24 protein-coding genes are annotated in these 24128 nt (G+C 44.5%); 18 read left to right on the plus strand and 6 right to left on the minus strand.

The features are described from left to right. Positions 1-103 precede the first annotated feature (103 nt). From QP775_RS13050 to QP775_RS13070, 5 genes are all read left to right on the plus strand, one after another. On the plus strand, positions 104-1753 hold the full coding sequence (locus QP775_RS13050; protein ID WP_285106584.1) for a sensor histidine kinase: 1650 nt from the start codon (positions 104-106) through the stop codon (positions 1751-1753). Beyond that, positions 1750-3333 (plus strand): response regulator transcription factor, encoded by a 1584-nt coding sequence (locus tag QP775_RS13055; protein WP_285106585.1) that lies wholly within the window; start codon positions 1750-1752, stop codon positions 3331-3333. The genes QP775_RS13050 and QP775_RS13055 overlap by 4 nt, the downstream gene beginning before the upstream one ends. Before the next feature lie 164 nt (positions 3334-3497). Beyond that, entirely contained in the window at positions 3498-4607 is a 1110-nt protein-coding gene (locus QP775_RS13060; RefSeq protein ID WP_285106586.1) for a hypothetical protein, read from the plus strand. 188 nt (positions 4608-4795) lie between these two features. Continuing rightward, complete coding sequence (locus QP775_RS13065; protein WP_239330640.1) at positions 4796-4960, plus strand: hypothetical protein; 165 nt, start codon at positions 4796-4798, stop codon at positions 4958-4960. Between the two features lie 155 nt (positions 4961-5115). Beyond that, positions 5116-5265, plus strand: coding sequence for a hypothetical protein (locus QP775_RS13070; RefSeq protein WP_239330638.1), 150 nt, complete (start codon positions 5116-5118; stop codon positions 5263-5265). Here the strand turns inward: QP775_RS13070 and QP775_RS13075 are convergent. Then, the gene (locus tag QP775_RS13075; protein WP_239330636.1) at positions 5262-5975 is read right to left on the minus strand and encodes an SDR family oxidoreductase; all 714 of its coding nucleotides are present in this window, start codon (positions 5973-5975) and stop codon (positions 5262-5264) included. The two genes, QP775_RS13070 and QP775_RS13075, sit on opposite strands and share 4 nt — an antisense overlap. 41 nt (positions 5976-6016) lie before the next feature. After that, positions 6017-6565 (minus strand): NAD(P)H-dependent oxidoreductase, encoded by a 549-nt coding sequence (locus QP775_RS13080; protein WP_239330633.1) that lies wholly within the window; start codon positions 6563-6565, stop codon positions 6017-6019. A 151-nt stretch (positions 6566-6716) separates the two neighbouring features. Here QP775_RS13080 and QP775_RS13085 point away from each other — a divergent pair, with 151 nt between their 5' ends. After that, a complete protein-coding gene (locus tag QP775_RS13085) occupies positions 6717-7055 on the plus strand; it encodes a winged helix-turn-helix transcriptional regulator (RefSeq protein ID WP_239330630.1) in 339 nt (112 codons plus the stop codon). 169 nt (positions 7056-7224) lie between these two features. Here the strand turns inward: QP775_RS13085 and QP775_RS13090 are convergent, their stop codons facing one another. Then, a complete protein-coding gene (locus QP775_RS13090; RefSeq protein ID WP_239330627.1) occupies positions 7225-7683 on the minus strand; it encodes an Lrp/AsnC family transcriptional regulator in 459 nt (152 codons plus the stop codon). 193 nt (positions 7684-7876) lie between these two features. Between QP775_RS13090 and QP775_RS13095 the strand changes: the two genes are divergently transcribed. Both QP775_RS13095 and QP775_RS13100 read left to right on the plus strand, forming a co-directional pair. Further along, positions 7877-9022, plus strand: coding sequence for a serine hydrolase domain-containing protein (locus QP775_RS13095; protein ID WP_285106588.1), 1146 nt, complete (start codon positions 7877-7879; stop codon positions 9020-9022). Between the two features lie 84 nt (positions 9023-9106). Next, positions 9107-10330 (plus strand): MFS transporter, encoded by a 1224-nt coding sequence (locus QP775_RS13100; RefSeq protein WP_239330621.1) that lies wholly within the window; start codon positions 9107-9109, stop codon positions 10328-10330. Positions 10331-10444: 114 nt separating this feature from the next. Here the strand turns inward: QP775_RS13100 and QP775_RS13105 are convergent, their stop codons facing one another. Beyond that, positions 10445-10849 carry a GNAT family N-acetyltransferase gene (locus tag QP775_RS13105; RefSeq protein WP_239330618.1) on the minus strand — a complete coding sequence of 135 codons (405 nt, stop codon included), beginning with the start codon at positions 10847-10849 and terminating at the stop codon, positions 10445-10447. Between the two features lie 328 nt (positions 10850-11177). Between QP775_RS13105 and QP775_RS13110 the strand changes: the two genes are divergently transcribed. From QP775_RS13110 to QP775_RS13120, 3 genes are all read left to right on the plus strand, one after another. After that, the gene (locus QP775_RS13110; RefSeq protein WP_239330615.1) at positions 11178-12752 is read left to right on the plus strand and encodes a sigma-70 family RNA polymerase sigma factor; all 1575 of its coding nucleotides are present in this window, start codon (positions 11178-11180) and stop codon (positions 12750-12752) included. A 147-nt stretch (positions 12753-12899) separates the two neighbouring features. Then, on the plus strand, positions 12900-13643 hold the full coding sequence (locus tag QP775_RS13115; protein ID WP_239330612.1) for a spermidine synthase: 744 nt from the start codon (positions 12900-12902) through the stop codon (positions 13641-13643). 253 nt (positions 13644-13896) lie between these two features. Next, the gene (locus tag QP775_RS13120; protein ID WP_285106593.1) at positions 13897-14811 is read left to right on the plus strand and encodes a PA5033 family protein; all 915 of its coding nucleotides are present in this window, start codon (positions 13897-13899) and stop codon (positions 14809-14811) included. Between the two features lie 161 nt (positions 14812-14972). Here QP775_RS13120 and QP775_RS13125 read toward each other — a convergent pair whose 3' ends face one another. Beyond that, positions 14973-15884 carry a helix-turn-helix transcriptional regulator gene (locus QP775_RS13125; RefSeq protein WP_285106595.1) on the minus strand — a complete coding sequence of 304 codons (912 nt, stop codon included), beginning with the start codon at positions 15882-15884 and terminating at the stop codon, positions 14973-14975. 74 nt (positions 15885-15958) lie between these two features. Here QP775_RS13125 and QP775_RS13130 point away from each other — a divergent pair, with 74 nt between their 5' ends. The 5 genes from QP775_RS13130 to QP775_RS13150 all read left to right on the plus strand — a co-directional run bounded on the left by QP775_RS13130 (position 15959) and on the right by QP775_RS13150 (position 21458). Then, entirely contained in the window at positions 15959-16492 is a 534-nt protein-coding gene (locus QP775_RS13130) for a dihydrofolate reductase family protein (protein ID WP_285106597.1), read from the plus strand. Between the two features lie 165 nt (positions 16493-16657). Continuing rightward, on the plus strand, positions 16658-17428 hold the full coding sequence (locus tag QP775_RS13135) for an aminoglycoside adenylyltransferase domain-containing protein (protein WP_285106599.1): 771 nt from the start codon (positions 16658-16660) through the stop codon (positions 17426-17428). A 222-nt stretch (positions 17429-17650) separates the two neighbouring features. After that, positions 17651-18727, plus strand: a complete 1077-nt coding sequence (locus QP775_RS13140) for a M42 family metallopeptidase (protein ID WP_239330600.1) — start codon at positions 17651-17653, stop codon at positions 18725-18727. Positions 18728-18950: 223 nt separating this feature from the next. Further along, the gene (locus QP775_RS13145; protein WP_285106602.1) at positions 18951-21218 is read left to right on the plus strand and encodes a penicillin-binding transpeptidase domain-containing protein; all 2268 of its coding nucleotides are present in this window, start codon (positions 18951-18953) and stop codon (positions 21216-21218) included. A gap of 105 nt (positions 21219-21323) precedes the next feature. Further along, entirely contained in the window at positions 21324-21458 is a 135-nt protein-coding gene (locus QP775_RS13150) for a hypothetical protein (protein ID WP_285106604.1), read from the plus strand. A 204-nt stretch (positions 21459-21662) separates the two neighbouring features. Here QP775_RS13150 and QP775_RS13155 read toward each other — a convergent pair whose 3' ends face one another. Next, entirely contained in the window at positions 21663-22562 is a 900-nt protein-coding gene (locus tag QP775_RS13155) for a LysR family transcriptional regulator (protein ID WP_285106606.1), read from the minus strand. A gap of 205 nt (positions 22563-22767) precedes the next feature. Between QP775_RS13155 and QP775_RS13160 the strand changes: the two genes are divergently transcribed. Together QP775_RS13160 and QP775_RS13165 are read left to right on the plus strand one after the other, a co-directional pair. Further along, positions 22768-23157, plus strand: coding sequence for a tautomerase family protein (locus tag QP775_RS13160; RefSeq protein ID WP_285106607.1), 390 nt, complete (start codon positions 22768-22770; stop codon positions 23155-23157). A gap of 179 nt (positions 23158-23336) precedes the next feature. Next, on the plus strand, positions 23337-24077 hold the full coding sequence (locus QP775_RS13165) for an SDR family NAD(P)-dependent oxidoreductase (protein WP_285106609.1): 741 nt from the start codon (positions 23337-23339) through the stop codon (positions 24075-24077). Positions 24078-24128 lie beyond the last annotated feature (51 nt).

Consider the following 24128-nt stretch of genomic DNA (forward strand, 5'->3'; position numbering starts at 1 on the left):
GCTCCTCCCTCTAGTCATGGTAAGCCTATACGTCAATAATCGGGCCAATCAAATTATTGTTAAGCAAGCAAACGAGCAGAATATGCACAAGCTCGAGTCGGTAATGAACAATTTGGAGCTGACCGTACAGCATGTGGATGTGTTATCGAATCTGATTGCTACAAATGCGAAAGTACTAGACATGATGGCGATTCAAGAGACGGAATTGTCACCGCTAACAATTGTAAAATATAGCGAACTTCTTAGAGAGCTTGGCAATATTACGGCTGTAAGTCAAGTGGTCTCCCAAATTACGATATACCATGCAGAGACAAATACGATTATTTCGACAAAGTTCGGTGGACGGCGCGTAGATGAAGCAGCGGAGCAGGCGTGGATAGCAGGACTAGTGGCGCAATCTAGTCAACGAACAACCGTTTTGATGCCTGAACATAAGAAAGAAAACAGATGGTCAGCTGACCAATTAATTGCAGCAGATACCCTTTCCTTTTCACGATTATTAGATCTGTCTCAGAGCGGGGAGGCACCAAGCCTAATCATAATGACCCTGCACAAAAATAAGCTTGCCGCGATTCTTAAGCCTTTGCTAACGTCTGAGCATACTAGCGTTGTATTAAGAAATAGAGAGGGCCATACAATAGCTGCAGCTCCAGAAAAGATTCAGAAGGATACCGCGATCACAGAGCTGGAGAGGCTGAAAGTGAGTGTTGATTCCCCACAGTATGCATGGACTTTAGAAGTGATGCTGCCCTACGAGGAGATTTACGAGGAAACAAAGACGATGCGTCAGTATACGTACTTAATTATTATAAGCAGTCTGCTGCTGGCTTTGTTTATTTCGTGGGGGATCTACAATCGCATCGCTGCTCCTTTATGGCAGCTAACGGATGCCATGAAAAGTCTTATTGGGGGCCATTACGATATTCGATTGAGGACCAGGAGAAAAGATGAGTTTGGATACCTCATGCATGCATATAATCGAATGGCCTCACATCAAAAGCATCTCATTCAAGATCATTACGAGCAGCAGCTGCGGATCGTACAAACGGAGCTTTCATTTCTGCAATCGCAGATTAATCCACATTTCTTGTATAACACATTGGATTCCATATACTGGACGGCGCAAAATTACGAGGCAGAGGAAATCAGCGAGATGGTGCTGAATTTGTCTCAATTTTTCAGACTAAGTCTGCATAAAGGCAAAGATACGTTTACAGTTGCTGAAACGATCGAGCATCTCGATTATTATATTCGGATACAGCAGGTGAGATTCTTGGACAGTTTCCAAGTGAAGTACAAGGTTCAAGAAGCATGCAAGTCGATTCCTGTATTAAAGCTGCTCCTGCAGCCCTTAGTTGAAAATGCCGTTATACATGGACTCGAGAAAAAGAGAAGCGGAGGGATGTTGATCGTGTCCGGCTATGTTCAGGGGGGACTCCTGATCCTGTCCGTGCATGACAACGGGAGTGGCATACAAGCAGATAGACTTCAACATATCCATCAAGCTTTACAAGAGATTGCGGATGAGGTCAGCCCATTATCTTATTTGAAAGCATCCGATACGGGTTTATACGGACTTCGTAATGTATGCTCACGCATGAAAATGTATTATGGCAAAGAGGCACGGCTTATATGTACTAGCGAGTGGGGGATGGGCACCAAGGTGACGATGATGCTTCCCCTTAATCCTGCAGGCAAGACGTCCATATCAGCTGGCCACGAATATTCATTTGATCAGGAGCGCGTTATATGAAGCTGCTTATTGTGGAGGACGAAATTCGATTATTGGATAATTTAGCCCGCATGTCGTGGGACAAGCACAGTATCGACATGATAGGGACGGCACGTAACGGAGAGGAGGCTCTGCTGCAAATCAAGCGAAAGCAGCCAGATATAATGCTGATGGACATCCAGATGCCTGGAATGGATGGACTTGCCCTGGCGCGTCTGGTCGGTTGTCAATATCCTCATATCAAGCTCATTATATTAAGCGGCCATGACAACTTTAATTATGCCCAGACCGCAATTGAGTTGGGGGTATTTAAATATTTGCTGAAGCCGGCAGGCGAAATGTCCATTCTACAGGCTGTGATGGATGCGGCACATCGTGTGCACAACGAATTCATAGAGCGGAGCAACCGTGTATGGCTGGAGCAGAGATGGACGCAATTTTTGCCGGTATTAAACCAGCATTTCTATGAGAACCTGACATACGGCCATTACATTCAAGAAGAGATAGCAGCGTTTAAGGAATCGTTAAAGCTGGATATCGATGTAAATGCCTCTTATGCGTTAATCATTCTGGATATAGACCTGATGGAGCGACATGAGCCGGGTGAACGGATGTCTTCAGACCAGTTTATGTATCTCATTAAAGAAATGCTGCCGGCTGCCACATATTACTTGTGCAAAGATAAGCAGGATTGTATTGTCGCAATAGCCAAAATCGAGGGAAACGAGGACGTGCGCCAAGAGCTATTGCATGTTCATACCACGATCGAGAAGCTGCTTAGCCACATCACCCAGTGTCTGCAGGTTTCTGTCAGCGCGGGGATTAGTGCTCAAGTCGGGCGCCTTCATGAATTGTACCCCTTATACGTTCAAGCTTCCAAGGCATTGCAGCATCGAATTCTTTATGGAGGAGGCATTGCGATCCCTTACGTAGAACCAGATATTCATGCAGGTGCTGAAGCAAGCGCACCCCAACAAGCGGATAAGCGCCTTGAGATGGCCTTGAATGCGGCAGACGGGGAGTTAGCAATGCAAGCGATAGCCGATATGTGGGCGAATTTACATGCGTCAAAGGCATCTTATGAGGTGATCATGGAGCAGCTCATGTATATTACAGGGATACTGACCTTATTTATACGCAAGCACGGCTGGTCCGTACAGGAAGTGGTGGGTTCAGACTTTAAGTATCTTCATGACTTGAAGCTGTTGACTACTCCTGAACAAATGTACCAGGTACTGCAGCATTCGGTAAACCAGATTGTATCCTATTCGTTGTGCCACGGCAAAAAGGCTGTTCACAAAACGGTACAGGACATAATGGACTTGCTGGATTCTGATTTAGAGCAAGATTATACGCTGCATACTGTTGCTGACCGATTCTATGTCAATTCTTCTTACTTAAGTCGGTTATTTAAGCAAGAAACAGGGGTTTCTTTTTCAGCATACGTATTGGAGCGAAAGATGGAGCGGGCCAAATCTGCATTGATGGACGGAGCTAAAGTATATGATGCGGCCTCGATGATTGGGTATCGAGACGTCAGTTACTTCACAAAAATTTTTCGCAAATATTGGGGAGTCACGCCTAGTCGTATCAAGCAATAGGGGGAAAAGCATAAATAGAGTAAGATTCTGTCATCATACCACCGAATGATGTCATTCGTGTCTAGTATTACGCTTGGGCTAATCCTAGTAAGCTTAATGTATGCCTTTCATCCATACAGACATCGGTGAATCGCAAATCATTATTTTACAAAGGAGTCGAAGCTATGAATACAAGAATTTCAAATCGATCAGGTAAGACATGGTTTTCCATGATGCTGACAGTGATGTTGACACTTAGTTTGTTTTCAGGCTTGTTTGGTGGCATAGAAGCCCATGCAGCCAAAGAAGAACGTGAGGAAATGGAGAGCCGGGCTAGTAGTTCTCTTTCCGCTAAAAATGCTGCATTTTTGTATAGTGGTTATTTTGATAATAATACGTATTATGCGCCGTATGATACCAATGATCTCACTCGATTTGATACGGTCAAACGATTTATTATTAGCAGTGGCTTTCAAAATACGATAGACAACTATGAGGATCGTAAATTGATTAAGTACGTGGATCAAACCGTTGATACGATTACAGACGCTAATAGTTCCTACCGAGCTGTTCTTCCGCTTCCTGTACATGACAAGATCATACGTGACACTGAGGTAGATCGGTTATTCGACAAATATGTGGACTATATGAATGAAATGAAAAACAAACTGGGATCAAATTGGGGCACGGTAGCGGGTTTCTATTATCCCAATGAAGCAATCTATTACTTCGGCAGTAAAGACTACCGTTACTCCCAAATTAAAAACCAGCCGCAAGTAAAACTACTGGAGAAGATTGCAAAATACATCAATGACAGTGCTGAGATGAAAGGCGCAAGATCATTGGTGTGGGCGCCTTATTTCGGTTATGGAGACAACAACACAAGGGTTGTAGAGACGATTGCTTATATGGTTGATGAGACGGAAATTTTTGACCGCGTGTACATCCAACCACATCATTATTTCGAAAGTGCACCTGAAAATTTAGATCCGATCTATGACAGTGTAAAGGCGGATAAGATCTATGGATACAATGGTGAATTAGTTGCCAAGAAACATCTAGGTTATACGACGGTTGGGATTCAAATGGAGATTGACCGCAAGTATTTTGAGTCTTCCAGCTACAAGAAAAGATATCAGGATACGACCGATAAATTTAAGCGTTTAGAAGACGATGATAAATATTTCAGCTTCTATTTAGGTGCCAAAGGTACGGTTGATCGAAATGGAAATGCCGTACAAACTAATGATCGTTTCAAAGCAACTATTGATGAAATAAACAATTTTTATAACTAATTTTATTTGTGAAAAAGTGAGCTCCTGTTATATGGGGCTTGCTTTTTTTTGTGTACTTCAAGTGGTGTGAACAACGCAAATGTTGTTCTGATTCTAGCATCTCCGCGCATGCAGTGTTTTCTTCATTAAAGGAATTGTGATGGGAGTGTCAAAGAATATATAGAGACAGGACTACATTACCATTATGGGTGACTGCATTGGAATTTGCTTCAGTGCCAGAAGCAGCTAGTTTGGATATGTGCTCACTTATCGATGCGATCGAAAAGAAATGTCAAGAGGCGGAAGATGACGAGGAACAATTCGAGTACGATTCCAAACATAAAAAAATATTGAGGTTGCTTCACACCAATTAGGGTGAAATTTGATGGTGTTCTATACCCCCTATATCTAACGCTTAGATGTTTCTTTCATTATGGACTTTCTAAGAAAGTGTGATCATAACAATAGGGTAGAAGAGTGGTACTTCAATAATTATAAAAGCGACCCTGTGAAAGAAAGATAAGGAGTAATGATCGATGTCGTGCATAACCCGGAAGAGATTCTTTATTACGCACAGCAATTTGCTATTCGGGATCTTAACCAACAGCCGCTAATCCCTCTGGGATTAACGGCTGTTAGCATTTTTAGAAGTGTGTTTTTCCCAGTCCGGCTGGCTTAGATCAAGATATGGCCGCCTTCGACATGAAGTACCGTGCCGGTTACAAAGCTATTTTGCAGCAGATAAAGTACACTTTGTGCAACGTCTTCCGCACGGCCGACACGGTTCACGGGCAGCTTACTGCCAAGCGTCGCATAAAATTGACTGCGAGCTTCTTCCGACATTTTGCTGCGTGCAGGCGTATCAATGATACCCGGAGATACAACATTGACCCGAAGTGGAGCCAATTCTAAAGCCAGGGTCTGGCCCAGATTTGACACGGCAGCATTAACAGCACCAAGTGCTGAGGAGCCCACCATTGATTTGTAGGCGACTACACCAGAGAACAAGGTAATCGAACCGTCAGGGCGAATGTGAGGTGCAGCATATTTAGCTGCGTAATATTGACCCCAGAATTTATTTTCAAACAGTTGTCTGGACTGAGAGGTATCCGTATGAAGGAACGGACCGCCTGATGTTTCTGCCGCGGTTACCACAAGGTGGTCGAAATGGCCTACTTGATTAAAGAAAGCTTGTACTTGTTCCTCATGTGTTGTATCAACAGTTAAGGCTGTTGCTTGAGGGCCTAATTGAGCTTGAGCCGCTTTTAATTTTTGATCGGAACGGCTGGCGATAATCACTTCTCCACCTTGAGCGATAACTTGCTTAGCTGTTTCATATCCGATACCGGAGCTGCCGCCGATGATGACTACTTTTTGACCTTGTAACATGTTAATTCCTCCTAAATGTTATATAGTTATCGGTTCATTAGTTATCCGAGTGTCGCTTGCAAATGCTGTTTAAGATTAGTAATAAACGTATCAATTTGAGGGTTTTTGATGACGTCAAAACAAGTGAAGCTCTCGACAGGTGACATGCCAAGAAAGCTATGAATACGATGCAGATGGCTTAACGCTTCATCCAGACTGCTTCCATTAAAGAATTGAGCAGAATCGTTAAATGCTGCCTCAGGAGCATTCCAGGTTGTGGACAGCATATATTTTTTATCCGTTAACATGCCGCCTCTGCCGTATTGATCCGCACCTTTGAAGAATGAACCGTAAGCATATACCTCATCCATGTATGTTTTTAATAGGCCTGGGACACTGAACCAATAGATTGGGGTTTGATAAATGACGACATCAGCCCATAGAAACTTCTGCTGTTCCTCGTCGATATGGTAACCTTCCTGAATCACAGTCGTTTGCACCTGATTGTGTTTGCTTAAGAAACTTGCCATGTGTTCAAACAAGGTACGGTTTAACTTGCCTTCTGATGAGCGATATTTCTGATGACCGTTAATAATAAGTATATTTCTCAACTGGATCAGCTCCTTGTGTAGTGGGTGAGTATAGTATATGGGTAGTTAATATACTTTGGGAAGTAGTGATATTTATATCATATAGTTTCCATTAAGATACTATTGTGTTACACTTGGATAAATGAAGTTGCAAAAGAAATGAGGAACTCTGATGAGTGACGAAGGACAAGTTACTTTGACTAAAGGGACGCCCGGTCAGCAATGCCCGATTGCTAAAACACTTGATGTGATTGGAACAAAATGGACATTTTTAATTATCCGTGATTTGCTTATAGAGGGAACGATGCGATTTAGCGATCTACTCAGATCCATGGATGGAATCAGCCCGAAGACACTCTCATTGCGTCTAAAAGAATTAGAGGAGCATGGGGTAGTTATAAGAGAAGTGTTTCCAGAAGTTCCGCCGCGTGTGGAGTACACATTAACGGAGAAAGGCAAGCGCTTAGAAGGGATTTTTATTGAGTTAAAGCGATTTGGACTAGATTTGTAATAACTGTTGAAAGGAAGACAGCGTCCATCAAATTTATGTGCGTTAAACGTTTATCTTATTAATAGTCTAAAAAGTAAGATAGAAATAATTGAATATCCAACTAGCTGTCGCAGGAATCCGGCTCCAATGCCGGATTCCTTTTTGTGCTGCCTACTGCATAACGAGGATACTAGTCCAGCAAATTGAAACTGTTGTCTGGAATCGTAGGAATTAAAAACTTGTGATCAATCGGAGCAGACATCACGATAAGAATCGTATATGTTCCATACTTGTCACATTGATTGCCGAATTCCTCCAGGGATTGCGTAGAGCTGCTTATGACCTTTAACAAGTAATTATGCTCACCACTTATGCGGTAACATTCGACCACATCAGGGTTTGAGCGGCAAAAGTCAAGGAAGGGATGGCATTCTCGCGTTCGAACCAGCATGTAAGCAGCAGCATGTTTCCCGATTTTTTCCGGAGACACGATTGTACGGTACTCGGTAATGATGCCTCGCTCTTCCATTCTTCTCACTCGTTCCGTAACTGCCGGCTGAGATAATCCCACATTTTTGCCAAGTTCGGTCATGGACATTCTAGCTTGGCTTTGCAGATGAGAGAGGATTTGTTTATCAACGTGGTCCATCGTGATCGGCTCCTTTATATTTAAGCAATATACATAAAACTAACTTGATTTTTAATGTTACAAGGTTAATTTAACTTAGTCGGCTTATGTAAGCAAGCGAACAACATTTATATAATTAACTCATGATCGTAAAGCGGTCAACGCTTTAATGATGGAGAGAGGATGAAGGATGTTGAATAAAACACCAAAAACTATGCACAATTTAGCAAGGTTAATCGATGAAGTAACCGATCGTACCATTACGGACAAACGTTTGATCGGTACCGTCATTCAAGTGGCAATAGATGGTGCGCTTGTATATAGCAGAGCTGCGGGGCTGGCAGATCGCGAGCGCAAGCGCCCAATGGAGGAAAATGCATTGTTCCGGCTTGCCTCGGTTTCTAAGCCGATCGTATCAACGGCGGCTCTTGTTCTGGTGGCACAAGGCCAACTGAAACTCGACGATCATGTGGATCACTGGCTGCCTCTGTTTCAGCCGAAGCTGCAGGACGGTACTATTCCGGCTATTACGATTCGTCAGTTGATGACGCACACTGCGGGATTGACCTATCGTTTCTTTCAAGAAGAGAACGGTTCATATCATCATGCAGAGGTCTCAGATGGGATGGATCTTGTTGAGTGGACACTGGAGGAAAATTTGTATCGTATTGCCTCGACTCCACTCCTCTACACACCAGGAACAGAATGGAAGTATTCCATTGCAACAGATGTACTCGGTGCTGTGATAGAGAAAGTGACAGGGCTTTCGCTTGGCGAAGCCGTGCGCACATTAGTAACCGATCCTCTTGGTTTACGCGATACAGGCTTTGTGGCAAGCGACCCGGCCCGGCTGGCTGTCGCATATGCCAATGACGTTCCGGAGCCTAGACGGCTAGGCGACGCGGATCGTATTGCTTTCCTCGAGGGTACGGCCGGCTTCCGGCTTGATCCTCGCCGTGCGCTTGATCACACCGCCTTCCCATCTGGCGGTGCTGGCATGGTAGGCAGCGCAGGTGATTTTATGCGCCTGCTGGAAACGCTGCGTCAGGGCGGAGCGCCGCTGCTGCCGGAAGCGCTTGTGCGGGAACTGACGAAGAACCAGATCGGTGACTTGCCAATGGCCTATTGGCCAGGTCGCGGCTTCGGACTCGGCATCACGGTGCTGAAGGACCCCGTCGCAGCAAATACACCGGAATCACCAGGCACCTGGCGCATGGGTGGCACTTATGGACATTCGTGGTTCGTCGATCCTCAGCGCAAGCTAAGCGTAGTGGCATTTACTAATACGGCTTTAGAAGGCATGTCAGGACAATTCACGATTGATTTATGCCAAGCCGTGTATGACGGTATAAGTGGATAACGTATGGAACAGACAAGAACCTGCATGCGATATTAATCGGTTTAGGCGCTGTGTGCAGACCGTATGTGGAAGGAGTGGCCTATAGTGGCAGCACGAAAGATACGAGAATTGGATTCGAACAATAGATTTGCAAATCCATTGTTTTTTATTGCCCTTGGTTTGTTTGGTCTGTATACAATTGAATTTGGCATTGTGGGCGTTATTCCATTTGTTACGGAAAGATACCATGTCAGTACTTCAGAAGCGGGTATGCTTGTTGGCCTGTTTGCATTCGTCATAGCTCTCTTTGGGCCAGCTATGGTGCTTCTTCTTTCTTCGTTTAATCGCAAAAAGATAATGATCCTTTCTTTGCTAATATTTGCAGCAAGCAGTCTATGCTCAGCTTTTGCCACTCATTTTGGGACATTAATGGTGCTTCGGATCGTTCCTGCCATGTTCCATCCCGTGTATTTCTCACTGGCATTTGTAGCAGCGGTATCGCTGTATCCGAAGGGGCAGGCTGCACGAGCCTCGGCCAAAGCTTTTGTTGGTACGAGTATGGGCATGGTGCTAGGTGTGCCAATCACGACATATATGGCCGTGCAGGTTTCGTTTGAAGCCTCCTTTATATTTTGCGCCGTAGTGAACCTTGCTGCTGGCATCGGAATTGCGCTTATGCTTCCACAATCGCCTATGAGCGAGAAAGTATCTTATGGCAAGCAGCTTAGCATTCTCCGCAAAGTACCGCTTTGGTTAAACATAGGTGCAGCTACCTTTATATTTGCTGCGATGTTTTCGGTGTACAGTTATGCTGCTGAATACTTAGAGCAGGTATTTGGGATGAGTGGGGAAGAACTGAGTGTTATGCTGGTTGTATTTGGTGTCGGGGGTGTTGCGGGTAATTTGTTAGCAGGTAAATGGATCGGCTTAAATCGGGTGCGGACGGTAGTTCTCCATCCGATTGCACTGGCGGGGGCATTCCTATTCCTTTATGCAGCTAGTTCTGCTTTGATTCTCGTTATTTTGATCATGCTATTCTGGGGTGCTGCCCATACAAGCTCTCTGATTGTAACACAGATCTGGTTGACCTCAGAGGCACAGGAAGCACCGGAGTTTGCCACAGGATTGTATATTGCTTTTATTAATTTGGGCGTGTCGATCGGTTCAACTGCAGGTGGATGGTTTATTGCTATGGCAGGGGTGAGGGGGGCGATCTGGAGTGGATTCATCTTTATTGGACTGGCGCTCGCCTGTATTGTGATTAAGATTGTATGCTTTGACGCCAAAAAAATAACTGCTGATCGTCTTGTCAAAGACGGCGCAGTCTAATGTTTAATAGTTCAGATCACATCATATCCAAGTTGATATCTCAGTTGAATTTATGTTCATTAGTTGTATTAAAAACGCTTGGAAGATTTCCAAGCGTTTTTGGCTTATATGTTTCTAATTTCCAGCTTGCCTGTTGTAATTCCTTACAATCATACCATTTGTCCTTGTCATTCCTACCTTGTCATAATAAGGGACTACGTCATCGTCACAACATAGATCAATCATATATATGTCATCCAGTTCTTTTAGCATTCGAGTGACTAATTCCGTACCTATGCCTTTATTTTTGTACTCGGGTATAACTTCAAGGAATGGAATGTAAGCAGATAAAACTCCATCGCTTATCGCCGTAATAAATCCAACAACTTGATCTGTATGATCATCAATGGCAATAATGGCGTGGCTGCTGTTCTTTAACAATCTAAGATGGGTTTGCGGACTGGGAGGATTAGGCCAATCCACGAAAAAGCCCTTTAACATATCAGTAGAAATACCATCGAGTGAATTCTCATATCTCATCACATATCAGCTCCTAATAAATATGGGGTCATTAGGCAGTTGATACATATCAAAAGTAAAGTAACAAAGATAGGACCTCCAAATGTATGATACGTAATACTATGAGGTATTCAATTTCATTTCCCAAATTCCTTCTATTTCTGTTTATTATTTTAGGGAGGCTAGTTGATTGGAACAGTTAAGACTAGGTATCTCCTGTTATATCTAGCGTTCGATTATGATGAGAGGTTCAACCATTTGAAATGAAATAACTTGAAATACTCGTGTAACCTTTTGTGCCAAAGGTGGCACTATTATAGAGGACGAACGAAAGGAGGCGACAAAGGACGTGTTGCAGTGGATTGATGAGGCGCGACAAGGAAACAGGGCAGCATTTGAGCATGTCATGTCGCATTATTCCGCCATGGCTTATGCCATTGCTTATGATAAGCTGCGTGATTCGTACTTGGCGGAGGATGCGGTACAAGAAGCGTTTACGGAAGCATACCTTCATTTAGATAAATTACGAGAACCGGCTGCTTTTCCCGGATGGTTTAAGACAATCGTGATCCGTCAATGCCATCGTCAATGCCGAAAAAAGCGGCTCCAAGTACCGATTGATGACAACATTCAAGTGGCGGAGCAGGTGCCGGACGTAGCAGATATCGCAGAACAAAGAGCAATGCTGCAGCAATTGTATGCAGGTGTAGCGCAGTTATCATCTAACATGCGTATTGCCGTTCAGTTATTTTATTTTCATGGTTATTCGTTACAGGAAATATCCGTTTATTTGAATACACCTGCAGCTACGCTCAAGAAGAGATTGTTTGATGCGCGCAGCAAACTAAAAGGAACGCTGCCCATAGCTGATTTTGTGTCCGTATTTCATCATCTTTACGAAGGAGGAACCCGAATGCTTCATATTGTGAATGGAGATCACGTTGCAGAAACGCTGCGCCAAGGCGTCGTACAGGGAGATATTCTAGTCTGGAGGGAGGTGTATCCGGAAGGTCCTGTATTTGTGGATCCCACGACATATCCGAATCGCTCAGTGCGCGCGGGCTATTTAGAACAAGCGCTGGGAATTCCCAGATTGGAATTCATCCGCGGAAGTGAGGCACAGGAGAACCAATTGGCCAACTATCACAAGTATGATGAGATCGTGCTCTGGTTTGAGCATGATTTATTTGACCAGACGATGCTTTGCTACTTGCTGCATTGGTTTGCCAAAAGACCGCTCGGAAATACCAAGCTCAGCTTATTATGTATTGGGGCATATCCCGGTATTCAGCTCTTTAGGGGGTTGGGACAGCTGTCTGCTGATCAAATGAAAACCTTATCTGGTACTTGGCAAGCTATTGGCCAAGCAGAGTTGGAGACAGGCACGAAGGTATGGGAGGCGTATTGTTCATCTGAACCAGATCAGTTATACGCACTGCTTAAAGGGGAGCAGACGGCAGCGCTGCCCTTTGTGCGTGATGCATTTCGACTTCATTTATCACGGCTGCCATCCACCTTTAACGGCCTTGGCATCGTCGAGCAGACGACGCTGGAGTTGGTCCGCAGCGGTGTAAGCTCTCCCATGGATCTGTTCCAGCGAATAGGGAACACACTTCATGGGCTTGGATTGGGGGATCTGCAATATTGGCGGCACTTGGCAGGCTTGTCGCAAAGAGCACAACCGCTGCTGTATATCGAAGGGGGAGCTGGTCTTCCAGATTATAGGAACAATCCGCCATCCTTTCAACATTGTCAAGTGAAGTTAACCGAACTGGGTAAGGAAGTGCTGGCGGGGAAAAAGGATCGTGTACGCATAAATGGAATAGATGAATGGTATGGAGGCGTACATTTGCTCGGGTCAGATAGTCGTTGGCGCTGGGATGAGAAGCAGGGTAGGTTGGTAACGAGCTGGACAGGTGACTGAGGTTGGCCGAAGCACATCTATCGCAGCTCCTATTCACCAATTGAATTGGAACAGTAGAAGACGATTGCCGGTTCTAACTATAGATAAGTAGGATGACTGGCGTGTAACATAATGCCTGTTATTATCAGATTAAGGAGATTGTTTAATTTGCATCAATTAACAAAACAACTCAGTTTGTATCAAGAGATTACCGTGTGTGAAGCGAATCAATTATATGGTGAAATGGGTAAATTCAGATTCATGCAATTTTCGGATCATGCCGTTCAAGGCGCAATAGACCTTAAAGATCCCAAACGAATCGTGCTGGAATACCCACGAGCAATTATCCATTTGATGGAGTATAACCATCCGTCATTTGAAAGCTTGTTTATGATCGGACATGGAATCGGGACCATTCCTAGCTATTGGGCTGACAAACAAGTTACGGTTGTGGAATTGGATGAGAAGGTCTTGCAAATCAGTCGGGATTATTTTAATTACAATCAGACCAATGTTGTCATTGGGGATGGTCGCTCCATTCTGGGCAAGCAAGCACCCCATTCGTATGATTACATTGTTTTGGATGCTTTCACCAAAGAGGGAACACCGCATCATCTAACCACCTTGCAATTTTTTAATTTAACCAAAGAGAAGCTCCAGTCCAGTGGTGCGCTCATTATGAATCTGATGGGAAAAGCGAAGAAGGATAAATATATGGAGGCGATGCATACAACTTTGTGTGAAACGTATGCCTTCACGAAAGCATTCTTACTGCCAGGTGGGGGCGAGAATGAGATGCGAAACATTATAGTGATAGGCAGCGATCATAAGATTGACTATCTGCCGCATTCTATGGCGGGATTTGTAGAGATAGAGTTTGATCAAGGACATATCATAAGAGACAAAATATAATATCCCCCCTCCTTCTTCGTAAGTGAGTAAAGGATGTTGAATCACTGTATCCGGGAAGAATCATGGTGTTAATCACGCGACCGTTTCCCTTTATAGAGAGGGGACGGTTGTTTTTCTATGGCATAAATAGCTTTTTTGATTTTTACGAAACGGTGAAATACAAAGGAAATGCAAGGGAAACACGCTATTATATTAAAATGACATATAGACCAATGGTTAATTAATGTCATATAATGGATATAGAAGAGCGCCAATGTATTACACCGTGTGGCCAACCAATACAAGCGAAGGAAAGGTGATGCACATGAAGAAGACTCTTTCTATTCTTGTAAGCGCTGTTATGCTGTTAGGGATGACTCCATGGACTTCCTCTCAAGCCAATGCCGCCTCAGGTACGTACTTAGGCACGTACGATTTACGTGGTGACGGAACGATGCAGATGGTCTATCGGAACGGGGGACAACTTGAGATTGGTGATCATAGGGGAGGGACTCGTACCTACACATTTGGTAATACGGTGTGGGCGGTTGCTAAGGTAGAGGATACGGATGGCTTGCCAGGTAAAGAAATTATCGTAAAAGCCGGAGGGGATGCGGTCATCATTCATGATCGTGACAATCGTACAACGAAGTACCCAGTTGCCGGGAATCGGAGTTGGGCTGTTGTTAATACAGCGGAAACCAATAATCAGCCGGGTGCAGAGGTAGTGTTGAATATTGGCGACGCTGTACGTGTCATTACAGATAGAACCAGCTCAGTTCGGGACTATAAGATGCCTAATGTGACATGGGCATTAGCGAAGATAGCAGATACGAATGGTCAGCCAGGGGACGAATTTGTGTTGAATGCAGGCTCTAAGCTGATCATTATTAGTGATCTTACAGGAGCCACAAAACAATTTGAGACGAACAATGGAACTTGGGCGATTATCGATGCTGTGGATACAAACGGTCAGCCTGGGGCAGAAGTAATTCTGAACCTTGTAGACAGAATTCGAATTGTAGATGATCGAAGTGGTGCAACTCGCGATTACAGAATAGATTCCTTTGCTTGGACGGTTAAAGAGTTCGCGAATCTGGACGGCCAGCCTGGGCAGGAAATTATCATAAACGTAAACAACAAAGTGAAAGTCATAAACGATAGAACAGGATCTATTAGTAATATGTAAGCTATGGTCGAGGTTGATCAGTTTGAGCTTCGAACTGTGCAGCATAATATAATTAATGGAACAAAAAACGCTGATGTGCAATCGGCGTTTTTTGTTTAAAATCCAAAAAAAGTAGATAGGATGGTTTAATGTGGATCTGAAATAATGAGATGGTTTTTTCCTTAATATTTATACTGGCCTAAATTAAGCTCCAACATCTCCACTATCAATGTTTGTAACTGTGGAGGGGTGATGACCTTCACTTCGGGGCCATAGGAGAGCAGTCTCCGTGCCACAAATGGGAACTCATCTGGAGAAACTTGTCCACGCCATTCCTTGTGCTGAACGTGAGTAAATAGAGGATCTGAAACAGCAAGCCTTTCTCCAAAATCAGTAAACCGCAGTACCACTTCGACACTCTCCCTTTCATCATTTGAGATCAACCACTCTTTAAGTGTTGGCAGTTCATTATTAGATTGATCCAAAACGTTCAACTGCTTCATTCGATCTACCCGATAAAGCAATATTCGTTCCTGCTTTTTAGCAGGCATATACCAATATCCATTCTCATAATAAATGCCAAGGGGATACACACGAACCAACTTCATCCCGCTGCGCGCTGCATACATAAACTCAATAGCTGTCTTTTCTACTGCAGCACCTAATATTTGGGTTGTTAAGGGTTCGGTTTCTTGTTGTACAGAGTGATGCTGAAGGAACGTAATGTGCTGCCTCATACGAATAATCATATCTTGTACGTCACGAGGTAAGCTTACAAAATAATGCTCTGCTAACTGTGCACGGATCGATCCATATGGGAAATCGGGTACCTGTTCCAAGTATTCAAGCATCATATACAGACCAAGCGCTTCCTGCTGATTAAGTTGAAGAGGCGGCAATATTCTGTTCGGCAGAACACGGTACCCCCCATTTACCCCTACCTCGGTATAGAGAGGAACTCCGATCTGTTGTAAATAATCCAGATCACGCTGAATGGTACGTATTGAGACTTGGAAACGTTCAGCTAGTTCACGGGCCGTACATTTTTTCCTGGAATCTAATAACCGCATGATCATTAATCTTCGGTTATTCATTTACATCACCTAATTACGTCATTATTTGTCGTAGTTTAAATGTATCATAATGTATAGAAGGGAGCGATTAAAATATGAAAAAGAATAAAGTAGTGCTTTACATTGCCATGAGCTTGGATGGATACATTGCAAGACCAGATGGGTCTGTCGATTGGCTCAATGACATCGAGATGGACGGAGGAGACGGCGGCTATGGTGAGTTTTACAGCACAGTTGGAACTATTGTAATGGGGCGACTCACGTACGATGAAGTGCTAAAGCTAGCCGATGAATTTCCCTATGCCGACAAACCTTGTTATGTCCTGTCCAGAACTACACAGCCCCCTGCTCCGCACGTGACATTTACAGATGAAACGCTAGAAACTTTAATACCAAGGTTAAAAGCCGGATCAGAAGGGGATGTTTGGCTGGTAGGGGGAGGGCAGCTTGTTACTGCTTTTCTTGAAGCAAAACTACTAGACGAGCTCTGCATTACGATCATACCTAAAGTTCTTGGAGACGGCATTCCCTTATTCCCACAAGGAACTGTGCCTAGCACCTTCCGTTTAATGCAGATGCAGAAGATAGGCCAGATGGTTAGTCTAAGTTATTCAGCAAACGAGCAGTAGAACTAACTCAAAGCCCTGCTTGATTATTATGGTCATACCAAGCTGAATCTAATTATAAGAGGAGAAGGGATTTTCGTTATCGAAAGTCCCTTTTTGTTTGTCATGCAGTTTCTTATCTTGTATCCATATAGACTGCTTATTATAATTTTCCATAGGAGGTGGCATATGGACATTCAATATAACTTGGATCGAATAGCAGCTTTATTTCAGGAAGAACTTACGACTAACCTAGTAGGCATCTATTTACATGGTTCATTAGCGATGGGGTGTTACCATCCAGACAGCAGCGATATTGATTTTCTGGTTGTTGTAAAACAGAGTCTATCCGAAGCGTCCAAAAGACGAATCGTCAACATCGCTTTAATGCTGCATGAGGAAATAGGCAGTACACGCGGGATCGAATTTAGTGTAATTTTGGAAGATTATCTCAAGTCATTTGTGTATCCGACTCCTTTTGAATTACATTATTCGGACTCTCACCGCGAGCGATACATAACGGATGAGAGCTATTTGTGCGGAGGATATGAAGATAAGGACTTAGCGGCGCATATTACCGTAGCCTATTATCGGGGAATTGCATTATATGGCAAGCCGCTATCAGAGCTCTATGAGCCAATTGATCGTTCCTTTTATGTAGAAGCGATCCTATATGATATGGAAGAAGTAAGTCAAGGGATTTTGGATAATCCGGTATACTTTACACTTAATTTGTGCCGTATCGTGATGTATCTGTCAGAGGGAACCATCGCTTCAAAACGAGAGGGAGGCGAATGGGGTGTTAGTGCGCTGCCACATCCGTATCATTTATTAGTTCAGCAGTGTCTTGAGCACTATAATGAAGGTACGAGTGCCGATGCAAAGTACGATGTAGATGTGCTGCGAGAGTATAGAGATTACATGATGAGTAAGATTAGCGGGTTTCTGCCCACAGACTAACCAGCCATATAAGCTGACGTTGATTGGGTTGGAGTACTCTCTATAGTATAAGATCATACAATGGCCTGTTCTTATACATGAGGGCTAAGCAAGAATGGAAGTTGAAGACGTTTAGAGGCTAATAGGATGTTTTATTATGAATGTTATCGTTCTCTCTTCAAGCAGGTATTTGGTTAACCTGTGCCGAAAGAGGTAATATATCTTGCAAAAGGAGCAATTACGATGGATGAAATGACACTTCGAATGAAAACCCTAACAGAGGTTGACGGGGTTCCTGGACACGAAGGCGCAGTACATAACAAGATGCAGGAATATTTGTCACCACTTAGCGAAGAGCTGCTTAAGGATCGTCTAGGCAGCTTAGTTGGCAAAAAGACGGGACAGGAGCAAGGTCCTAAAGTACTTTTGGCCGGACATTTAGATGAAATAGGTTTTATGGTCACGCAAATTACACCTAAAGGCTTCTTACGTTTTATCCAATTGGGCGGCTGGTGGCCGCATAATGTATTGTCCCAGCGAGTGACTGTGAAGACGCGCAAAGGCGATCTCCTTGGTATTATCGGTTCGAAAGCACCGCATGTACTGGAGCCAGCTGAGCGCGAGAAAGTGATGAAGCTGAAGGATATGTACATCGATATCGGGGCAAAAGATGAAGCTGATGCCAAAGCGATGGGGGTTCGTCCGGGCGATTGGATCGTTCCGGTTAGTGAATTCACGACGATGCGCGATGGCGAGCTGTGGGTCGGCAAAGCGCTGGACAATCGAGCAGGTTGTGCCCTCGCAGTAGAAGTGCTGAAGCGCTTGCAGGATGAAGAGCATCCGAATATCGTTTACGCCGGAGCGACGGTACAAGAGGAAGTTGGCTGCCGAGGAGCAGGACCAGTAGCCAAGCTGGTTGAGCCGGATATTGCGTTTGCGTTAGATGTAGGCATTGCGTATGACACGCCGGGCAGCGAATCACAGCATATGACGTGTAATGTTGGAGATGGGCCGCTTGTGCTGTTGTTTGACGCGACGATGATTCCTCACACAGGATTGCGCGATCTTGTGATGGACACGGCAGAAGAGATTGGCATCAACGTGCAGGTAGATGCGCTTGCTGGCGGGGGAACGGATGCGGACAAGTTCCATACGAATGGAATTGGCTGTCCGTCACTTGTAGTAGGCTTTGCAACCCGATATATTCACAGCCACAATTCGATTATGTCAAAAGCGGACTTTGATCAAGCAGCTACTTTGTTAACTACTGTGATTAAGAAGTTAAATTGGGACAAAGTGAACGAGCTGATTGGGCGTTAGCAGCAAAGGGCATACCCAAGCATTTAATAGTAGAAAATATACAGAGGTTGGGCAGTTCATTATGAACTGCCTTTTTATTATGGCAAAATAATGAAATATTTTAGACGTAAATTGTGTCTATAAAAGAAAGGATAACCCTTATCGGCAGGTAATTGGCGCAGTACACTCGAATAGTTAAATATATATTTACAAATTTACCAAAATAATTAGGTTGGAGTGGGTTATGGAACGTAGAATTAAAGCGAGATCCCTATTGTTAATGGGATTATTTATTTTGGGATTTATTATTCTAATTTCAAGAATATTATGGTACCAAGTTATTAACGATGAGTTCTGGATGGATAAAGCGAGACAGACGTGGTCAACAGAGGCAGCATTAAAGGCTAAGAGAGGAACCATTTTGGATCGTAATGGCGTCATCCTGGCTGTCGATATCCCGGCTTACACGGTAGCTGTTAATCCGAAGCTTATTCAACAGCTCAAGGCGGATGCAACGATACGGGAACAGGGAATTGATATCGAGCGCGAGATTGTGTCTGGCTTGTCTGAACTGTTACACAAGTCTGAATCCGAATTGTATAAGCTCGTGTCAGCCCAAAATAAAAAAGGCATCTATTATGAACAGCGAGAAGTCAGAATTGAAGGCTATAAGATTGACCAAGCTCTGGGTGATCGCGTTAAGGCGCTAACCTCCGAACTGGGAAAGAAGACGGGAAAGAAGGAGGTTGGTATCTATTTAATAGATGAAGTGAAGCGCTTCTATCCTAAGGGGCGCTTGGCTTCCCATGTCCTTGGTTACATCAATATGGAAGGTAGAGCGGTTAGCGGAGTTGAGGAGTTCTATGACAGTGAACTGCATGGAACAGACGGTTGGCTGCAGTATGATAAGGACAGAACAGGCGTGAAGCTGCCCGCGTCCACTGAAGTGTATCGCCCGAAATTAGATGGCAAGGATATTTATTTGACGATCGATGCTCGTATTCAAACGATAATTATGGACTCGATGCGAGCGGTTTACCAAAAGTATAGACCACAGAGTATGACGACCATTGCGATGGACCCCCATACAGGGGATCTGCTGGGGATGGCGAATATGCCTGATTACGATCCGAATCGTTATTGGGAAACATCAGACATGGGCGCTTTTTATAATCATGCCATTAAGTCCAATTATGAGCCGGGCTCTACGTTTAAAATTATTACACTTGCTGCGGCTGTGCAGGAAGGTATATTTCAGCCAGAGGATCGGTTCCTATCCGGAAAAATATCGGCAGGTGGGGAAACGATTAAGGACATTAATCCAGAGGGTTGGGGAACGATTACCTATTTGGAGGGGCTAAAGCGGTCCAGCAACGTCGCATTTGTCAAACTAGGGTTTGAGAAACTAGGTAGTGATAAGTTATCTACCTATATTCATCAATTTGGATATGGTCAAGGGACCGGGATCCAGCTCCCAGGCGAGCTGGTTAAGCCAATTGTATACCAATACCCAGCTGATTATGCAGCCGCTTCTTACGGCCACGGCAAAGTGTGGATTACCCCCATCCAGCAGGCAGCGGGCATCTCCGCGGTTGCCAATGGTGGCAGGCTGATGAAGACAAATCTGCTGCATCAGATGATTGATCCATCCAACAAAGGGGTGAACCATGTCCCGCCAGTGGTTGTACGAGACGTGATCTCCCAGAAGACCGCCGCACAGGTAGGTCATTACTTGGAGCAGGTGGTGTCTGATCAGAAGCTGGGGACAGGCAAGCATGCATACATCGAAGGGTACCGGATCGCTGGAAAGACGGGGACGACGATTAAAGCAAGCGAAGGTAGATATGAAGGAGATAAGGACATGTTTTCCTTTATTGGATATGCGCCTGTCGATGAGCCCAAGCTGCTGCTCTATACAATCATTGATAATCCCCAACATACTGAGGGAGAAGGCAGTAGGATTACTTCGCTCATGTTTAGGGAGATGATGTTGAAGTCATTGCAGTATTTGCGGATAGCACCGGAGTTGTCTCAACAATCTCACAAGCTTCAAACAACGCTACCATTTCCAGTAGATAAAAAACAGCAGACAGCATCTATACATATACAGATACCAGTGAAGCCTAGTCGCAGTACGAATTGGATTGTGCCAAATCTTACAAGTAAGGGCGTAGATCCAGCGATCAAAGAGCTGAACAAGCTAGGTGCGAACACGCAAGTGCTGGGGGAAGGATCAAGCGTTGTATCCCAGTATCCGCAGTCGGGTGAAAGTTATAAGGGAGATACCATCTATTTATTAACGGAGCAAGCAGCAGATATCAGGCTCCCAACGATGAAAGGAAAGTCGCTCCGCGATGTGCTGCAAGTATGTTCGGTGTTGGATTATCACTGCAAGATGGAAGGCGAAGGGTATGTGGTAAGTCAGACGGAGCAATCGAAGGACAGCGGACGTAATGCGTCATTTGTACTGGAGCCAAGAGGTATTCAATCCAAGATGCCACTATCGCGTTAAAGCTTTTATGTTATGGTTCAATTTGAAGAATAGATGGAATGAAGAAGAGAAAAAGCTCACCAGATTAGATCAGAGTAGAAAGAAAAACAGAAAGCGGAAGCAGCAGTGCGACGGGCACAGCAAGCTGCGGCGCGTGAGAAAGAGGAGCAAAGGCGCAAAAACGAAGCCAAGAAAACGAATAAAAATCGTAAGAAGGTACCTACGTCAAATACATATGATTATGATGATATGGATGATTAATAAATAATAAACGTCATAAAATAACGTAGTATTTATATAATGTTTCAAATAAAAAGGGTCGCCATAGAGGCGGCCCTTTTTGGTATGGAGTATGCATACTGTCATTCTATACTGCTATTCTAGGCAACCATGCTTCACATCGAGATGATCAATTATTACAGATGGTTGGATATAGACAATTAATTTGATGATCGTGGGTTGGGGTTAAGACGAGCTGGAATGACGATTATCAAACGCTTGCTTCAAATGATAACGAAGCTTGGCACATGCAAGCTTCAGCGGATAGTCTGCTGTCTTGCATAGGATACCAAAGGGAACTGTGATCGGATAATCCTTCATCTTCCGTGCGACGGATCGTGAGCCATCTGAAGTTGCCATGCTTTCAGGCACCAAAGCAATGCCAAGTCCACTCTCCACGTAAGATTTAAGGGCGGACATGCTGCTAATATCCAGTGTGTCTACCTGATGGCCGCACATCTCACGTAGCGCAAGCTCGATTCGCTGGCGGTAGGTGCATGTTTTGGAGGTTAGCAGGATGCGATGGTTCCGTATATCACCAAAAGAGATGGACGTTTGCGCAGCCAAAGGATGATCCTCGGGTATGAGGTATACCAGATTCTCTGTAAATATCGGCTCGAAGTATAAATCACTGCCGATAGCTGGAGCCGAACAGATGGCCATATCCAGCTCCCCTTTTATGATACGTTTGGCTAAGACAGGTGAGTTGGCAATATCCACGGATAACTTAATCCTCGGATAGGTCTCCAGAAAAGAGTATAGGATATCAGGCAGTTGATAACTTGCAATCGGCTCCACCGCTCCTAACCGAATGCTGCCAGCCTCACCTAACAGCATGTCTGACATGTTGGCTTGCAGATGCTCCACATCCCGTACAATATGTGCGCTTTGCTCATGAAATAAGCGGCCCGCCTCCGTTAATTGAAAGACCCTACCGCGTTCGATCAACTGGACACCCAACTCGGCCTCGAGCTTTTGCATTTGCATCGTCACAGTGGACTGGGCGTAGTTCAGTTCCTCGGCTGCACGATTAAAGCCACCTAAGGAGACAATTTTATGAAATGTGTTTAATGATTTGAGATCCATCTTTGACCTCCTTAGTTCAAATAAATTGAATTTGTAGTTCGTTTAATTCAATTATACAAAATTGATGTGCGGTTATACAATAACATCATCAACAGAAGCACAACGATCAGGGGAGCGTACAGGAGCACAACAAATAGAGCAGTGTAAAGAAACAGCACAACTCGTGCTGGAGTAATGCTGCATCGTATAGTAGGAGGGGAATCAAATGCCGTTTGTCCGTATTGATCTCATCAAAGGTAAAGAAGCGGAAGAGTTACTTATAATCAGTCAGGCCGTTCACCTTGCATTAACCGAAACGATTGATGTACCTATGGACGATTATTTTCAAGTGATCACGCAGCATGAAGCACATGAATTCAACTATGACCCTCAGTACATGAATATCTGCCGAACGAATGAATTGCTGTATATACAGATTACGTTAAAAGAGGGACGTTCTCTGGCGAAGAAAAAGGCTTTGTATGCACGAATGGCGGAGCTGTTACAGGAGCGAGCAGGAATAAGGCCAGCGGATGTGATGATTATTTTGCTGGAGAATACGGTAGAGAATTGGTCGTTCGGCAATGGAATTGCGCAGTTAGCACCTGAAAAATAACGACTGAGGAGAAGTGGAAACCTCGCAACACAACTGAATCGGAAAGGTATGTTATCGGTGTTTGTACGCTATTGTATGCTATCCGTGCAGGATAATCAGACTGATTTGAATTTGGAGACAAAGCTAGATTGGATCATAAAAATAGATAAATATGTGACCGGGAGATTGGAGCGATAAAAATGGAGTTAAGAGATAAAGTTGCCCTGGTAACGGGTGGAGGTACCGGAATAGGACGAGCAACAAGTCTGGCGCTGGCTGAGCGGGGGGCAATTGTCATTGTCAATTATTCACGCTCGGAAGCAGCTGCGTTGGATACGGTTCGTTTAATCGAGAGCAATGGCGGACAAGCATATGCATTTCAAGCAGATGTGTCCAAGGATGAAGAAGTACGAGCGATGGTCCGGAAGGTTGTTGAGTGCTGCGGCACGGTAGATCTGCTTGTGAACAATGCGAGTATTACACGTCACATCCCGATGGATGACCTGGAGGCGGCTACTGATGACATCTGGGATGAGCTTTATGATGTAAATGTGAAGGGGATGTTCCACTGTGCGCGAGCCGTTGCTCCCTTAATGAAGGCCAGTGGACAGGGGGCTATTGTAAACATTGGTAGTATAGCGGGGCTGACTGGCGCGGGCTCATCGCTGCCTTATGCGGTATCCAAAGCAGCAGTGCATGGGCTGACCAAGTCATTGGCTCGGGCGCTAGCTCCGGACATTAGAGTGTGCAGTATTGCGCCTGGGGCTGTAGCCACCCGCTGGTGGGAAGGAAGGGAAGCACAGATGCAGCGGCTCATTCCACAACTGCTGCTGCGGCGTATCTCGACTCCGGAGGATGTCGCCAAGCTGGTCTGCGCAACGCTAGAGCAGGAAGCACTGACAGGTCAGGTGATAACGATAGATAGTGGGCAGACGATGTGAGTAGTTGGGTTTAGGTACGTAAAGATGGGTTTTTTGAAGCTGACAAGGGGA

The sequence above is a fragment of the Paenibacillus sp. UMB4589-SE434 genome (assembly GCF_030226685.1).
GTDB lineage: Bacteria > Bacillota > Bacilli > Paenibacillales > Paenibacillaceae > Paenibacillus_B.

What these genes read in the sequence shown, in the direction of transcription:
- QP775_RS13140 (WP_239330600.1), top strand. Translation starts at nt 17,651, where the DNA reads ATGGATGAAATGACACTTCGAATGAAAACCCTAACAGAGGTTGACGGG.
- QP775_RS13145 (WP_285106602.1), top strand. Translation starts at nt 18,951, where the DNA reads ATGGAACGTAGAATTAAAGCGAGATCCCTATTGTTAATGGGATTATTT.
- QP775_RS13055 (WP_285106585.1), top strand. Translation starts at nt 1,750, where the DNA reads ATGAAGCTGCTTATTGTGGAGGACGAAATTCGATTATTGGATAATTTA.
- QP775_RS13095 (WP_285106588.1), top strand. Translation starts at nt 7,877, where the DNA reads ATGCACAATTTAGCAAGGTTAATCGATGAAGTAACCGATCGTACCATT.
- QP775_RS13135 (WP_285106599.1), top strand. Translation starts at nt 16,658, where the DNA reads ATGGACATTCAATATAACTTGGATCGAATAGCAGCTTTATTTCAGGAA.
- QP775_RS13130 (WP_285106597.1), top strand. Translation starts at nt 15,959, where the DNA reads ATGAAAAAGAATAAAGTAGTGCTTTACATTGCCATGAGCTTGGATGGA.
- QP775_RS13105 (WP_239330618.1), bottom strand. Translation starts at nt 10,849, where the DNA reads ATGAGATATGAGAATTCACTCGATGGTATTTCTACTGATATGTTAAAG.
- QP775_RS13125 (WP_285106595.1), bottom strand. Translation starts at nt 15,884, where the DNA reads ATGAATAACCGAAGATTAATGATCATGCGGTTATTAGATTCCAGGAAA.
- QP775_RS13050 (WP_285106584.1), top strand. Translation starts at nt 104, where the DNA reads ATGAACAATTTGGAGCTGACCGTACAGCATGTGGATGTGTTATCGAAT.
- QP775_RS13090 (WP_239330627.1), bottom strand. Translation starts at nt 7,683, where the DNA reads ATGGACCACGTTGATAAACAAATCCTCTCTCATCTGCAAAGCCAAGCT.
- QP775_RS13160 (WP_285106607.1), top strand. Translation starts at nt 22,768, where the DNA reads ATGCCGTTTGTCCGTATTGATCTCATCAAAGGTAAAGAAGCGGAAGAG.
- QP775_RS13070 (WP_239330638.1), top strand. Translation starts at nt 5,116, where the DNA reads ATGATCGATGTCGTGCATAACCCGGAAGAGATTCTTTATTACGCACAG.
- QP775_RS13075 (WP_239330636.1), bottom strand. Translation starts at nt 5,975, where the DNA reads ATGTTACAAGGTCAAAAAGTAGTCATCATCGGCGGCAGCTCCGGTATC.
- QP775_RS13155 (WP_285106606.1), bottom strand. Translation starts at nt 22,562, where the DNA reads ATGGATCTCAAATCATTAAACACATTTCATAAAATTGTCTCCTTAGGT.
- QP775_RS13120 (WP_285106593.1), top strand. Translation starts at nt 13,897, where the DNA reads ATGTATTACACCGTGTGGCCAACCAATACAAGCGAAGGAAAGGTGATG.
- QP775_RS13060 (WP_285106586.1), top strand. Translation starts at nt 3,498, where the DNA reads ATGAATACAAGAATTTCAAATCGATCAGGTAAGACATGGTTTTCCATG.
- QP775_RS13085 (WP_239330630.1), top strand. Translation starts at nt 6,717, where the DNA reads ATGAGTGACGAAGGACAAGTTACTTTGACTAAAGGGACGCCCGGTCAG.
- QP775_RS13165 (WP_285106609.1), top strand. Translation starts at nt 23,337, where the DNA reads ATGGAGTTAAGAGATAAAGTTGCCCTGGTAACGGGTGGAGGTACCGGA.